The organism is Amycolatopsis echigonensis (assembly GCF_014174495.1).
GTDB lineage: Bacteria > Actinomycetota > Actinomycetes > Mycobacteriales > Pseudonocardiaceae > Amycolatopsis > Amycolatopsis echigonensis.
The window spans coordinates 23937-38253 of the sequence record NZ_JACJHR010000025.1 but is presented as its reverse complement, the minus strand read 5'-3'; the positions used below and the strand labels follow the sequence as shown (position 1 = coordinate 38253).

Below are 14317 nucleotides of genomic sequence, written 5' to 3'. Positions count from 1 at the left end.
CCAGCACGCCACTCACGAAGCCCATCACCAAGCCATCCAAGTCACCTCTCAGCTCCAAGCCACAGAACCAAGACAGTGCACACCTAGGCATCACGATCCGACGGGCCGCCGCGCCCTGGCGGGCGCGCGGAACCGCCACCGCCGTTGTCGATCTTGAAAGCCCGCTAGTCGATCTTGTGAGGGCGTTCTGATGCTGTCGATCGCGCGGGGATATTCGGTGAAGTACCTGACCGAGGAAGTGGCGAAGGGGCGGGAGAATTACTACACCGACGCGGTCGCGGCCGGGGAGCCGCCGGGGCGCTGGTACGGGTCGGGCGCGGCGGCGCTGGGCCTTGTCGGGCTCGTGGACGAGCAGGACATGCGGGCGGTCTACGAGCGGTTCGTGGACCCGCGCGACGAGGCGTTCAAGGATCCGGCGCGGTGGGGCGAGGCGTCCACTCTCGGGCACACCGGCCGGAATTATCCGACGCCGGACGAGTTGTACGCGGCCGCGTTGGACGCCGAGCCGGACGCGACGGCTGAACGCCGCGAGCAGTTGCGGTTGGACGCGAACAAGTCCGCGCGGCAGAATCTGGCCTTTCTGGACGCGACGTTCAGCGTCCAGAAGTCCGTCACCGTGTTGCATACGGCGTTCGAGGCGCAGCAGGTGAAGGCCGAACGGACGGCGCGGCGGCTGTCGGACGCGCTCGCCGCGGCCGCGGGATCCGGCGCGAATGCGGGGGAGTTGGCGGAGCTGGCGCGCCAGCGCGACGGTGCCGCGGCGGCGGCGGAGTCGTGGAAGGCGCACCGGGACGCGGTCGAGGACGCGATCTGGGCGGGCAACCGTGCGGCGCTGGACTACCTGTCCGAACACGCCGGCTACAGCCGGGTCGGGCACCACGGCGGATCCGCGGGACGGTTCGTCGACGCGCACGACTTCGTGGTGGCGTCGTTCTTCCAGCACGACTCGCGCAACCACGACCCGCAGCTGCACATCCACAACGCGATCCTCAACCGCGTGCAGGGCAGCGACGGGCAGTGGCGGACGCTGGACTCGCGCGCGATCCACAAGTTCCGCGGCGCGGCCGCGGCGGTGGGGGAGCGCACGATGGAGGAGCACCTCTCCCGCGCGCTCGGCGTGCGGTTCGCCGCCCGGCCGGACGGAAAATCCCGCGAGGTCGTCGGGATCGACCAGCAGGTCATGGATTTGTTCTCCTCGCGGCGGCGCGCGGTGACCGCGAAGACCGCGAGCCTGGTGGAGGCGTTCGAGACGAAGTTCGGGCGCGCGCCGAACAGCCTGGAGCTTGACCGGCTGCAGCGGCAGGCCACGTTCGCCACCCGCAAAGCCAAGTCCCACGACGGGGAAACCGTCGAGGAACGGCTGCAGCGGTGGGACCGGGAACTGCGCGCCGAGGTCGCCGACGGGCTCGCCGGGGTCGCGCGCGACGTGCTCGCGCTCGCGCACGGCCCGCGGGAGGCCGTCGAGTGGTCGCCGGCCGAGGTGCTCAAGACCGCGCTCGCGGACGTCCAGTCCGGCAAGTCCGGGTGGACCGCGCCGGACCTGACCCGCGCGATCAGCGACGCGCTGCCCGACCAGCTCGGCGACCTCGACGGGCCGCGGCTGGCCCGGCTGCTGGACACCCTCACCGAGGAAGGCCTGAAACTGGCGACCCCGTTGCACGCGGAGCGGCCGGGAAACGCCGTGCTGCCGCGGGAACTGCGGCTCGCCGACGGCCGCTCCGCGTACGACGCGCCCGCCGGTCGGCTCTACGCCACGCCCGAGCACGTGCACACCGAACGCGCCCTCGCCGCCGCGACCGCCCGCCGCGACGCCCCGGCGCTGGACACCGCGACCGCCGACGCGTTCGTGGCCGCGCTCGCCGAGCAGGGCGTGGTCCTCGGCGCCGACCAGGCGGCGGCGGTGCGCGGCGTCCTCACCTCCGGCGCGGCGCTGGAGTCGCTGGTCGGCCCGGCCGGAACCGGGAAGTCCTTTGTGGTCGGCGCGCTCGCGAAAGCGTGGCAGGACAACGACATGTGGGACGGGCACAGCCGGAAGGTCGTCGGGCTGGCGTCCAGTCAGGTCGCCACCGACGTACTGGCCGGCGAGGGCCTGACCGCGCGCAACATCGCCCGCTGGCTCACCGCGCAGGACAAGCTCGCCGCGGGCTCGACCCACCCCGAGCACCTCGAGTGGAAACTCGCGCCCGGGGACCTGGTGGTGGTCGACGAGTCGGCGATGGCGAACACCGCCGACCTGGCGAAGATCCACCACCACGTCCGGGAGGCGGGCGCGAAACTCCTGCTGACCGGGGACCACCGGCAGCTGGCCGCGGTCGGCGCGGGCGGCGGCATGGCGATGGTGGCCGACGCCGGCGCGGCCTACGAGCTGACCGAGGTCCGCCGGTTCGACGCCGAATGGGAACGCGCCGCGTCGCTGCGGCTGCGCGAGGGCGACGAGACCGTGCTGGGCGACTACCACAAACAGGGCCGGATCCTGGATTCCGGCACCCGCGAACAAGCCGAGCAGGCGGCCGGGAAAGCGTGGCTGGCCGACACCCTGGCCGGGAAGCACTCGATCCTGATCGTGGACACCAACGAGCAGGCCGCGCACCTGTGCGCGGAACTGCGCCGCGAACTCGTCCGCCTCGGCAAAGTCGCCGAAGACGGCGTGCCGCTGGGCCAGCAGGGCACCTGGGCCGGGGTCGGCGACCTGGTGCAGGCCCGGTTCAACGGCTGGGACCTCGCCGGTGTCGAGGGCAACCGGGAAGTCCCGGTCAACCGCAAGCAGTACCGGGTGCTGGAGACCCGCGAGGACGGCGGCCTGGTCGTGGCCCGCGTGCTCGGCCACAGCAAGGACGGCGAGGACGCCGAGCGGCTCGGGCCGCGGGTGACGCTGCCCGCCGACTACGTCGGCGAGCACCTCGCACTCGGCTACGCCTCCACCGTCCACAGTGCACAAGGGCTGACCGTCGACACCAGCCACGCGGTCGTGACCGAGTCGACCCGGCTGGAAGCCCTCTACGTCGGCATGACCCGAGGCCGGTTCGGCAACACCGCGCACGTCACCACCCTCGCCGTGCCCGCCGACGCTCCGGACGCCGCCGCGCTGGACGCGGTCAAGCGCAGCCCGGCCGCGGTGCTCGCGGGGGCGTTCGAGGGCGCCGGGCCGCAGCGGTCGGCGCTGGACGAGGCCGCCGACGCGGCGGCCGAGACCGACGCGATCCGCACCCCGGCCGAGCTGCTGGCCGACGCCACCGAGATCGCGACCGCCGGGCGGACCACCCGGTGGCTGGACGAACTGGCCGAGGACGGCGCGCTGACCGAAGACCAGCGGACCCGGATCGCCGCCGAGGACGGAGCCGCGACCCTGGCGCGCCTGCTGCGCCGGGCCGAGCTGGCCGGGCACGACCCCCGGCAGGTGCTGCGCGACGCCGTCGCGGTCCGCGACTTCGACGGCGCACGCCAGCTGTCGAACGTCATCCACGGCCGCATCGCCACACGCGTCGACCTCGAACCTTCCGGCGACTCCTACGCCGACTGGCTGCCGCGGGTGGACGACCCGCAGTGGTCGGCCTACCTGCGGTCGCTGGCCGACACTGCCGACCGGCGCCGCCGGGAGCTGGGGGAGCAGCTCGCCGAGAACCCGCAGCAATGGGCGCTCGAGGCGTTCGGCCCGGTGCCCGAGGACCCCGACGCGCGCGGCGCCTGGGCCGAGCGCGCCGCGGTCGTGGCCGCGCACCGGGAACTGACCGGATTCGACGACGCCGCGACAGCCTTGGGTGCGGCCCCCAAATCGGGCCAGGCCGAGGCCTACGCGTCGTGGCGCGCGGCCTGGCGGGCGCTGGGACGGCCGGACGCCGGCCGCGACGAATGGGAGATGTCCGACGGACAGCTGCTGATCCGCGTCCGCGCCTGGGACCGCGAAAAAGCCTGGGGACCGGAATTCGTCGCCAACGAACTCGCCGGCACCCGCCAGGCCCGCGACGCCCGCCGCCGCGACGCGGCCGTGCGCCGCGCCGAAGCCGACGCCGCGGCCGACGCCGCCGAGCGGGAGCGGCTGCTGGCCGAAGCCGCCGACGCCGACGCGCTCGCCGACACGCTCGCCGCCCGCGCCGCCGAACTGGAAACCGCGGACGAGGCGCGGGCGCGGTGGCTCGCGCACACCGCCGAGACCCGCGCCGCGGCCGACCGGGCCCGGACCCAGCTCGCCGCCCGCGCCGCCGACAGCGACCCGGAACCGACCGTCACCGCCGACGAATGGATCGACGCGCACCGCGAGCACACGATCGCCGAGGACGCGCACCGCGTCGTCGCCGACGACTACGACCTCGCCGACGTCGTCGCGCAACGCGACCGCGACGTCGCCGACGCCCGCGCCACCGCCGACCGCGAGCCCGTCGACGAGCAGCCGGTCCCGGAGACCGCTGTTGCGGACCTGCGCGACGTCGCCGCCGAGGAACCGGCGGTCGCGGACTCGGAAGAAACGCGCGTGCCCTCGGCCGCCGAGACCGCCGCCACGATCGAACGCGCGCAGCGGACCCTGCGGGAAATCCAAGCGCGCGAAGCCGCCGACGCGGCCCGCGAGGCCGAAGAAGCGCACGCGGACGAACTGCACCGCCGGCACACGGCCGACGCCGAGGACGCCGCGGTCAGCGACGACGCGGCGGTCCTGTGATGCCGCCCCGCCCCGGGTCAGCCCCGACCCGGGGCGGGGTCCGCGGTGGCGTCGGCCAGGCGGCGCACGTGCCGCCAATGCCGGCACGCATCGGCCAGGGCCTGCTCCCGGTAGGCCCGGTCCGCCGCCCGCCACGCCGGCGTGCCGCGCTGCGACGGCGGCACCGCGATGTGCGCGCGCTCGCGCGGAATCCCCGCCGCACGATGCCACCCGGTGCGGACCGGCCAGTCCTCCCGCACCCCCAGCAGCCACGCCAACGCCCGCCACACGCCGTAGGCGTACTGCGCGTCGACCGGCAGCGCCGCCCGAGGCTCGACCTGCAACCGCTGCCAGTCGCGGTCGGTCGGCCCCGGCATCCCCGCCGCGGCGCACAACGCCACCCAGCTTTCCGCCCGCGCGGCCTCCCGGCTCACCGCCGCCCCGGACCGCTCGGTCATCGGCGAGACCTCGCCGATCACCAGCCAGTGCAGCGCGTCCACCGCGCCCTTCTCCATCTCGTCCGCGAACCCGGAATCCGTCAGCCGGCAACCGACCCGGTAGCACTCCTGAACCGCGTCGAATTCCGGCGCGACCCACTGCGGCAATTCCCCGGTGATCTCGCCCCACGTATCCGCCATGACCCCGATGGTGACACCAGGCACTGACAAAAACAGCGGCCCGAACGGGGCAGTTCGCCTGCCGCAGCGGCGGTTCACCCGACACCGCCCTCCGCGGGCGGAACAAGGTCCGCGCAAGCGCGGACAGCGTCTTCTCGCTTCGCAGCCCGGCTTAGCACGGCCCCACCTCACGATCAAGGGGTCAGAAAACTTTCGGGCCCACAAAAAGCGCGTGGACCCGAAACTTTTCTGCCTGATCCCTTGACCGCGAGCCTCCGGGGCCGCGCGAGGCGCCGATAAGGGCGACGGGCACAGCCGTCGCCCGCCCTCCGGGCAGCGAAGAAAAACCACCCGCCCAGGGCAGCCGGCACCACTCGCACCGGGAGATCGCCATGGCAGCACAGGGAAAGAAGACCAAAGAAGAACTCGCCGCCGAGAACCTCGGCATTCCGGTCGAAAAACTCCGTGAGCTCAAGGCACAGACCAGGGCCGCGAAGAGCCGCGGGAAGCGCCCGGCCGGCACCGCCGGAGCCGAGACGAAACTCGCCGCCTGGGGCCCGGTCGAGGGACAGGAAGAACTGTTCGCCTGCGACACGGACCAGGCCGCGTCATGAGCTGCACGCACTGGGACTTCTACGTCCTCGCCGGGCTCGCGACCTGCCTCGACTGCGGCCACCAGTGGCACGTCTGAGAAGCACAACCGCCCGGACCCCGCTGGCGTCCGCACCGCACACCTGACACTTCCGCTGCAGCACAAGGAGTTTCCGATGGGGATCATCTACTGCGGGCCGTACGCCGACGCGCTCGCCGACGACCACGAGGGCTACGCAGCCCGGATCCTGCCCGACGGCACCGAGACGGGCACCTGGACGCACGCCACCCGCGAGTTCACCGGTTACCGCGCCCACTGCGCCTGCGGGTGGCGCGGCACCGCCGCGTACCCGGCCACCGACGAGGGCGAGAACCTGGCGGTGGAGGAATGGGGCCGCGACCACCTCATCCCGCTGGTTAACACCGTCGCCCGCCGCCACACCGTCACCGGCGAGCAACTGCTCACGCTGGTGCGCGAACTACGCGGCTCCGTCGACTGCGTCGGCGACGAGCAAGGCGCGGGCGTGCTCCACGCGGTGGAGCGTATCGAGGAACTGCTCGACGACCTGGCGCACGACGAGGCCGTCCGATGACCTTCACCCTCTACGACGAGTTCGCCGGATTCGGCGGCAGTTCCCAGGGCGCCGCGGCGGTGCCGGGAGTGGAGCTGATGCTGGCGGCGAACCACAACCCGCTCGCCGTCGACGTGCACGCGCTGAACTTCCCGAAAGCCGACCACTACTGCGGGGACATCGCGAAAGCCGACATCGCCGGGTTCCCACGCGCGGACCTGTTCTGGTCCTCGCCCTCATGTCCGCCGTGGACCGATGCGCGCGGGGTGAAACGGGATTTCGACCGCTCGACACAGGGCGTGCTGTTCGACCTCGCCCGCGGCCCGGTCGCCACCGACCCGAACGTCGCCCGCGCCCGAGCCCTGATGGAGGAGGTCCCGCGGTACCTGCAGGCCATGCGCCGCAAGGGCAAGCCGGTACTGGCCGGGGTAGTGGAGAACGTCGTGCAGGTCCGCAAGTGGGACCAGTTCGCGCGGTGGCGGCGCGAAATCGAGGCCGAGGGCTACCGCACCCGCCTGGTCGCGCTCAACTCCATGCACGTCACCGCCGCGGGAACCGGGCGGGTCGCGCAGTCCCGGGACCGGTTCTACATGCCGTTCTGGCTCGCCGACCTCGGCCGGAACCCGGACTGGGACAAGTGGCTCCGCCCGCGCGCCTACTGCCTCGGCTGCGACGAGGTGGTGGACGCGGTGCAGGTGTTCAAGAAGACCGGCGTGGACATGGGCCGCTACGGAATCAAAACCGGCCAGTACGTGTACCGCTGCCCGCGGAGCTCCTGCCGTCACCAAGTCGTCGAACCCGACGTGCTGCCCGCCAGCACGGTCATCGACTGGTCACTTCACCCCGGGCAGAAAATCGGGGAACGCGTCGACGGCAAAGGCCGACCGGACCCGCTGGCCGAAGCAACCCTCGCCCGGATCGAAGCCGGACTGCGCCGGCACGCGCGGCCCCTGCTCACCCCCGCAGGCGGGACCTGGCGGCACGACGCCACCAGCATCGACATGCCGATGCCGACCCGCACCACCCGCGACACGGATGCCCTGGTGGTGCCGCCACTGGTGGTACCGGTCGCGAAACGCGCAGGCGTCGACACCGCGACCAGCGTGCAGCAGCCGTTGCGGACCCAGACCTGCCGCCGCGAAACCGCGATGGTGATCCCGCCGTTCGTGTCCCTGCTGCGCGGCGGTGGCTCCAAAACCACCGCCTACCCCGTCCACGGGCCCTTGCCGACCGTGTCCGCCCAAGGCAACCACCACGGGCTCGTCCGACCGGACCCTAAAGCGACAAGCATGCTGTTGGCGTACTACTCCAATGGGCCCGCGCGTCCGGTCAGCGAACCGGTCGGCACGCTCACCACCAAAGACCGCTACGCCCTCGTCAGCGACACCCGAGGCGCGGTCGAGCAGTGCACCTTCCGGATGCTTGCCCCACATGAAATCGCCGCCGGAATGGGCTTCGCCAAGGACTACCAGGTCAAAGGCTCCAACCGCGACCAAGTCCGCGGCTACGGCAACGCCGTCACCCCACCCGCCGCCGAAATCCTCGTCTCCGCACTCGTCGAAACCATCAGCGGCGAAGACGCCTCAGCTCCTCACTGACCGCGAGAGCGATTCGGCCGGGCCTCGGACCACACAGGTCCGCAGCCCGGCCGCTTCGCGCCTTCCCGGTTCAGCGGGCCTGTGCTGCCTCTCGGATCTGCTTGGAATGGACCGAGTACCCGGACTGCCGCATGATGTTCAAGTTGTCGATCATCGCCTCAAGCTGTTTTTTGAGATACCGGAACGCTTCGTCGTGGACGCCGTCCTTCGCGATCGGGTCGCACGCGGACTTGTGCAGGCGTATGAGCTGCTTGTCGATGGACCGCATCTTCGCCGCCATTGCGGTGGCGGCACGTCCTGGATCGCGCGTCACTACGTACACGTCTCCGTCGTAGAGGAAGCACTTCTGCTCGTCGGCGCAGCGGTAGTCGCGCACGTGCGCCTTGCCGTTCTCGAACTGGCTGTGCGTCAGATTCTGCGTCTCGCAGATGTCGGGGCCTCGCAGGCCGGTCTCGCCAGTAGCCTCGACCGCTCGCCAGACGCGGTCACCTGCGTCGGCTGCAGGCAATGGATCAGGCTGGTTTGTCATGACTCACCTCCGAGCATCTTCGCCAGCGCTTCGTCCATCGACGTGTCGCCGGTGTTGATCACAGTCTCGGCCCAGCCTGCAGCTGCACGTACTCGCTCGATGCTCTCCAGCAGAGTGTGCTTGGTGTTCTTGTCATATTCGGCGACATGCAGCGTGGGGATCATGCGCTGCATCTGTGTGTAGAACGTGGTGCATGCCCCCAGCAGCTCGAGCACCTCCCGCGGTGCCTCGGAGTAGTGCACTTGCGACGTTCGCCGCGGCGGCGGAGGTGCGGACTCCGGCTCGTCGTATCCGACGTCCGGCTCGTTGTCCTCGTCGTCCTCGTCTGCGACGTAGTACCGGGGCCTGTCGGCCTGGCGCAGGATGTGCCGTGCGGACGGGTCATTGAGCACGTGCCGGACGACCGTTGGCCTCTTCAAGATGTCCTTGACCGCGAGAGCAGCGTCTTCGTCATCCCGCACCAGATCGCGGACGCGATCCACGCGTTCCTGCGGAGTCACCGGATGCTGAGGAGTGCGCCCGGCGGCGCGCAACGCCTCATTGACAGTCCAGCGACGCTCTCCGCTCACCGGGTCCAGGGGCGGTTTACCGATCTTGCGGAACCTGCTGGGATGAGCCGACAGAATGTCGTGAATTGTGAAGCTCACATCCGGGTTGCGCTTCTCCGCCGGCCAGGCAATCGCTACGTGCCGGTAGCTCTTGAGGGTGTTCGTGGACAGCCCGATCGCTGCAGCGTAGGCGCGCAGGACTGCCTCGACGCCGTGGTCCTCAAAGCCATTGCGTTGCTTTGGGATCATGTCAAGGGTGATTTCGCCCAGCTCGAACTGAATGTTGGTCTTGCTGCGGACCAGGGTGCGGCCGCGTTTGACCCACCGGTCCCATTGCCGGGCGGTGAACATGTCGGGTCGCGTCATTGTTACCTCCTGTTTGTACCTCGCAACAGGGGGTGCCGCGTCGTCCTCCGACCTGCACTGCTCAGCGCGTGCCGCGGGGTGCCGCAGCACCCGCTCGCTGACTAAAAATCAATCGAACCTCGGCCTGCATCCAGCTCCCCCGCCTCCGGGGCACTGGCCATCCAAGTCTGCTCCTGAGCGCCCAGACCTACAAGAGCGTAGAAACGCGGACTGAGGCCGCTGCGGTCCCAGTCCGCGTCTCGCTGCCGTGAACGTGGATGCTGTCTCAACCCAGGTCGGTCGGGCCGGTTCTACTTTTTCTCGACCTTGTATGACACACCCGAGATTCCCTTGACTGACAACGACTTCTTCCCTTTTGCCGTCGGCAGTCTCGTTGCGGCGGCAGCTGCTGCTGCGGCGGCTCTCGTCGCGGTCCCGGTCCTACGCGTTCCGCCGTGTCGCTGTGTTCCGGCGCGCGGTCGGAGCGACCGAACCACGGTCGTCGGCTGATTCGACCGCGGGCTTTCCTGTGCGGGGATGTTGCGAATGTCTGCCAGTGCCGCTTCGAGCCGGGCCACTCGGGCTTCGAGGTCGGCTCGGTCTTCCATCGCAGCTTCCCTGCCCGAGAAATTCCTCTCCACCAGCTGGCGAATCCACGAAGTGGGCTTGACGCCGTCATCGTCAGCGGCTTGGCGGACGCGGTCCATCAAGGACTTTGGCAGTCTGATGGACGTTGAGATCATGGGGTCATCGACTACGTCCGTCTCCCATGTGCCCTGCTTCATCTCCTCTGCAAAGTCATGATTCGCTACGTATTCGGCCATCTCGTCGATCTTGGTCATCATCCTCACCTCGCTTTCTTGTCGAATGTGCGACGCTCCGCTGTGGTCATATTGCGCGCAGTCACCACGTATTCGCGCCCGTCGGCCGCCTCTGCCAGCACTACAAGCAAGCGTCGTCCGTTCGCAGTGCTGCCGAAGACCAGTGTCGTGTCGTCGCGGCCCGAGAGCGTCAGCCGGGGGTGGGTGTAGATGACCTCTTCGACCTCCTCCGGTCGAACTTGGTGCCATGCGATGTGCTCTTCGCTCTGCTCGGTCCAGTGGATCTCCCGCACAAGTCAATGTAGCACGAAGTGGCACAATGTGGCACGTCGTGAGTCCAATGCGGGCCGGCGGCTAGGAGGGACTGCGTCGGCCTGAGCCCCCTTGGCGACTTCGGATACGCCTAGCCGTGGGCCACGAAGGGTTGCGGGTCTGTGCGTGAAAACTGACTGGGTCTACGGTGACCGTGTGAACGCACGCCGTGACTTGCACCTCACTAGCGATGGCCGATGGGAAAGCTTCGACATCTTCTCCGGGGCTCCTGACTCTGAGGGTCTCAACGTGGGTGAGCACCTCCAGTCGCAGGGATGGGAGCACTTTCTCCGGTTGGGCCAGGGCGATTGGTGCAGTCTGACCTTGACTGCGTGGCGACGGCCGTTTGAGGAGCGGGCGGAATACTTGCTATCTGTGAGCACCGGTCTGGCGGCCTCGGAGTTCCTGAAGGTCGACAACCTGCCCCAACTGATGGACTTGGTGTCGAAGTGGGCTCCGGCCGTCCAGGCTGCCACCCTCGCTGACCTCGTCGAGGACCTCAACGAGCCCGACCTCAACGAGATGGGAGTCCTGGAAATCGCGGCCGCTCGGGCGGCCTGGGGTGCGCGCGAGCGTTTGCCGGAGCTTGAAGCGGATCGGCAACGGATGATCGCCGAGCGACGTCAGCGCCGCCGCGACCAGGGCAGCAACCAGCCTCGACCAACCGACTGATCTTGGATCACGAACTGTCGGAGACCGGTGTCTTCACCGCGCTCGTGACTGTCAAGTGAGATGATCACTGGGGGCCACGATGGGTGCGAAACGTCGTCGAAAGCATCCGCTCCAGCCATCCCAGGCGGCGGCTACTTCGCTCTGATCAGCAGCGGACACCTGAGTTGGGATGAACCACTACTTTTGCAAAGCGGTGCTTGCCGGTTACAGGTCTTCCTCCCTCTCGTCGATCCAGCGATCGAGGTCGGCGCGTCGGACCCGGAGCTCCCCGTTCGGGAGCTTGATGCACTTAGGGCCGCGTCGCTTGGCTCGCCACTCGTAAAAGGTGCGTCGGGCTACGCGCAGCTCGTCGCACACCTCCTCGACTGTCAGCAAGCTATTGGGGCGGTTCATTCTGCTCCTTGCGAAGGCGTGCCACGAACTCGTCAACGGCGGCAGCCGGCACCCGCCGAGTGCGGCCGATCGTCACCGACTCGAGCTGTCTGGATCGCAGCAGCGCATAGACAACGGATCGACCGATCGCCAGCCGATCGGCTGCTTCCTCGACCGTGAGCAAGACCCGCGGTTGGCCGCCGGGGAGTTCGCGGAGTCTCTGCGCGACGACGTCGCCGACTATCGTTGCGAACCGGTGGGCGAAAGCGTCCGAAATGGCTAGGTCGCCGACGCTGACCGCCGGCTTGTCTTGATTTCCTTGCACGGCTTTCTCCGTGAAGTGGGGCTGGGCTGTGGGCCTGTCGCGGTGGTGACGCTAGTGCTCATCCGGGCGTCGCGCAGCTGGGCGACGCGGACCGGCTGGGCCTCGCCAGGTGCCTGCCCTCGCCCTCGCCCTCGGGCAAGCAGGGGGGAGTCGGACGTGGTGGTGGATGCGGGCGAGGTCGGCGGTGTTCGCGATTGTTGCGGCATGACGTCGTCTCGATTGGTTCGGCTCTTCTTGCTGTTGACGCAGCGGCGGGCTTGCTGTCGACCTAATTACAAGTTCATTTGCAAAACGTGCGACATGTGCAATACCTGCAATTAGAGATAAGAAATGAACGATCATTTGTCCCGCTTTAATGCCGGTATTCGACGTACAATTTTGCTCATGTCGAACACGGAACGCCGCTTTGCTCAGGCGGCTCAAGAAACGCAGCCGGACGAGCGGTCCGCAGGGCCGCGCGAGATGTTGACGGTTGAGGAGGCAGCGGACTGGCTCGCGGTCAGCCGCACCACGATGTTCGCGCTCATCAAAGACGAAGTAGTGCCCAGTGTCTTGGTCGGCCGATACCGGCGGGTGCCGGCCGACGAGCTGGCGGCTTACGTCGAGGGGCTCATCGCACGAGCGGAGGAGTGCTGACGGTGCCGGCGAAGAAACGACCCGAAGGAACGCGAGCGCCCAACGGGGCCAGCAGCATCTACCTCGGGGCGGATGGAAAATGGCACGGACGCGTCACGATGGGCGTCAAAGACAACGGCGAACCGGATCGCAGGCATGTCGAGCGCACAAACGAGAGCGATGTCATCGAAGCGGTCCGCGAACTCGAGCGCCAACGCGACAGCGGCCAGGTGTCCGAGCCCGGTTCACAGAAATGGACGGTCGAGACCTGGTTGACGCATTGGGTCGAGACGATCGCGGCCCCTTCGGTTCGCGAGAACACGGCCACCGGGTACCGGACCGCTGTCTACCGGCACCTCATTCCCGGGCTCGGCGCGCACCGGCTTCGCCGACTGGAGCCGGAGCATCTGGAGAAACTGTATTCGAAGATGACCGCCGCAGGTCTGAAGCCGGGGACCGCACATCAAGTCCACCGGACGGCGAAGACGGCGTTCAAGGTCGCGCACGATCGCGGGTACATGACCAAGAACCCGGCGAGCCTGGCCAAGCCGCCGCGGGTGGACGAGGACGAGATCGTTCCGTTCACGCCCGCCGAGGCGAAGCGGATCATTGCCGAGGCGGGAAAACGGCGAAACGGCGCGCGGTTCGTCGTGGCGCTCGCGCTCGGCTTGCGCCGCGGCGAGGCGCTCGGCCTGAAGTGGACGCGGCTCGACCTAGACGCCGGTCTGCTGCGCACGCCGCGTCAGCTGCAGCGATACCCGTGGAAGCACGGGTGCGAGGACCCGCACGCGTGCGGGGCTCGGTTCCACAAGCGGACGCCGTGCCCGTCCGGGTGCAAGCGGCACAAGCGCGGTTGTCCGCCGGTCTGTCCGCCGGACTGCGTCCGGCATGCCGCGTCGTGTCCGCAGCGGCGCGACGGTGGATTGCGCGAGGTCGACGTGAAGTCCAAGGCCGGGCGGCGCACGGTCGGCATTCCCGGCCCGTTGCTGGAGATGCTGAGGCGGCAGAAGGAGGCCCAGGACGCGGAGCGGGAGTTCGCGGGAACGCTGTGGCACGAGGGCGGCTGGGTGTTCGCGCAGCCGACCGGACATCCAATCGACCCGCGTGTCGACCACGACGACTGGAAAGAGCTGCTCGCCGAGGCCGGGGTCCGCGACGCCCGGCTGCACGATGCCCGGCACACGGCCGCGACCATGCTGCTGGTGCTGAAGGTGCCGCTGCCGGTGATCATGGAGATCATGGGCTGGGGCGACGCCGCGGTCGCGAAACGCTACGTCCATGTTCCGTCCGAGATCGTCGCGTCCGTCGCCGGCCAGGTGGGGGATTTCCTCTGGAGCGACGGCTCGGAGAAGCAGCCGGAGCCACCGACGCCGCAGCCGGACGCCGCCGCGATTCTCGCGCAGCTGCAGCGCATGCTCGACGCCACGAAGGACCCAGCCGGCCACGACGGCGACGAGCCGCCCGGCCTCCGGGCGGTTGGCTGAGTGACACGAGGGACTAGAGAGAGCCCGTATAACGGCTTGTACTGAGACGGAAACTGAGACGGCGGGCGTGCTCTACTCCAGAGGACGTCCGCCGTTTTCGCTGGTCAAGCAAGTAAAGCAGGGTCGGGATGACAGGATTTGAACCTGCGACCCTCCGCTCCCAAAGCGGATGCGCTACCAAGCTGCGCCACATCCCGGCACCCCCGGAGCCTTCGGAAACCCGCGGGTACCCGGGGGGTGTACGACCCACCCTAGCGGGCACGCTAAGCTGGCTTCGCTCCCG

The 14317-nt window shown here is 69.1% G+C and carries 14 protein-coding genes and 1 tRNA gene; 7 read left to right on the top strand and 8 right to left on the bottom strand.

Translation table 11 applies throughout. The features are described from left to right. Positions 1-190 precede the first annotated feature (190 nt). Positions 191-4654 carry a MobF family relaxase gene (gene mobF, locus H5411_RS18870; RefSeq protein WP_183124473.1) on the top strand — a complete coding sequence of 1488 codons (4464 nt, stop codon included), beginning with the start codon at positions 191-193 and terminating at the stop codon, positions 4652-4654. A gap of 17 nt (positions 4655-4671) precedes the next feature. Here the strand turns inward: mobF and H5411_RS18865 are convergent, their stop codons facing one another. Further along, positions 4672-5271, bottom strand: a complete 600-nt coding sequence (locus H5411_RS18865; protein ID WP_183124472.1) for a hypothetical protein — start codon at positions 5269-5271, stop codon at positions 4672-4674. Positions 5272-5642: 371 nt separating this feature from the next. Between H5411_RS18865 and H5411_RS18860 the strand changes: the two genes are divergently transcribed. The 3 genes from H5411_RS18860 to H5411_RS18850 all read left to right on the top strand — a co-directional run bounded on the left by H5411_RS18860 (position 5643) and on the right by H5411_RS18850 (position 8011). Then, the gene (locus H5411_RS18860; RefSeq protein ID WP_183124471.1) at positions 5643-5864 is read left to right on the top strand and encodes a hypothetical protein; all 222 of its coding nucleotides are present in this window, start codon (positions 5643-5645) and stop codon (positions 5862-5864) included. Between the two features lie 153 nt (positions 5865-6017). Beyond that, a complete protein-coding gene (locus H5411_RS18855; RefSeq protein ID WP_183124470.1) occupies positions 6018-6434 on the top strand; it encodes a hypothetical protein in 417 nt (138 codons plus the stop codon). Then, complete coding sequence (locus H5411_RS18850; protein WP_183124469.1) at positions 6431-8011, top strand: DNA cytosine methyltransferase; 1581 nt, start codon at positions 6431-6433, stop codon at positions 8009-8011. Before H5411_RS18855 ends, H5411_RS18850 begins: the two co-directional genes overlap by 4 nt. A gap of 70 nt (positions 8012-8081) precedes the next feature. Here the strand turns inward: H5411_RS18850 and H5411_RS18845 are convergent, their stop codons facing one another. The 4 genes from H5411_RS18845 to H5411_RS18830 all read right to left on the bottom strand — a co-directional run bounded on the left by H5411_RS18845 (position 8082) and on the right by H5411_RS18830 (position 10547). After that, positions 8082-8540 (bottom strand): hypothetical protein, encoded by a 459-nt coding sequence (locus H5411_RS18845; RefSeq protein WP_143271344.1) that lies wholly within the window; start codon positions 8538-8540, stop codon positions 8082-8084. After that, entirely contained in the window at positions 8537-9454 is a 918-nt protein-coding gene (locus H5411_RS18840) for a DUF6192 family protein (RefSeq protein WP_101434165.1), read from the bottom strand. The genes H5411_RS18845 and H5411_RS18840 overlap by 4 nt, the downstream gene beginning before the upstream one ends. Before the next feature lie 290 nt (positions 9455-9744). Continuing rightward, on the bottom strand, positions 9745-10275 hold the full coding sequence (locus H5411_RS18835; protein ID WP_143271345.1) for a hypothetical protein: 531 nt from the start codon (positions 10273-10275) through the stop codon (positions 9745-9747). A 5-nt stretch (positions 10276-10280) separates the two neighbouring features. Further along, positions 10281-10547 carry a BrnT family toxin gene (locus H5411_RS18830; protein ID WP_101434166.1) on the bottom strand — a complete coding sequence of 89 codons (267 nt, stop codon included), beginning with the start codon at positions 10545-10547 and terminating at the stop codon, positions 10281-10283. A 394-nt stretch (positions 10548-10941) separates the two neighbouring features. Here H5411_RS18830 and H5411_RS18825 point away from each other — a divergent pair, with 394 nt between their 5' ends. Next, a complete protein-coding gene (locus tag H5411_RS18825) occupies positions 10942-11238 on the top strand; it encodes a hypothetical protein (protein WP_143271346.1) in 297 nt (98 codons plus the stop codon). Between the two features lie 204 nt (positions 11239-11442). Here the strand turns inward: H5411_RS18825 and H5411_RS18820 are convergent, their stop codons facing one another. Then, positions 11443-11631, bottom strand: a complete 189-nt coding sequence (locus tag H5411_RS18820; RefSeq protein WP_101434168.1) for a helix-turn-helix transcriptional regulator — start codon at positions 11629-11631, stop codon at positions 11443-11445. Continuing rightward, the gene (locus H5411_RS48970) at positions 11615-11935 is read right to left on the bottom strand and encodes an excisionase family DNA-binding protein (protein WP_312878425.1); all 321 of its coding nucleotides are present in this window, start codon (positions 11933-11935) and stop codon (positions 11615-11617) included. The genes H5411_RS18820 and H5411_RS48970 overlap by 17 nt, the downstream gene beginning before the upstream one ends. A 384-nt stretch (positions 11936-12319) precedes the next feature. Here H5411_RS48970 and H5411_RS18810 point away from each other — a divergent pair, with 384 nt between their 5' ends. Then, positions 12320-12571, top strand: coding sequence for an excisionase family DNA-binding protein (locus H5411_RS18810; protein WP_244194487.1), 252 nt, complete (start codon positions 12320-12322; stop codon positions 12569-12571). 2 nt (positions 12572-12573) lie between these two features. Further along, on the top strand, positions 12574-14034 hold the full coding sequence (locus H5411_RS18805; RefSeq protein ID WP_183124468.1) for a tyrosine-type recombinase/integrase: 1461 nt from the start codon (positions 12574-12576) through the stop codon (positions 14032-14034). Positions 14035-14157: 123 nt separating this feature from the next. Here H5411_RS18805 and H5411_RS18800 read toward each other — a convergent pair. Continuing rightward, a tRNA-Pro gene (locus H5411_RS18800) sits at positions 14158-14231 on the bottom strand. Between the last annotated feature and the right edge of the window lie 86 nt (positions 14232-14317).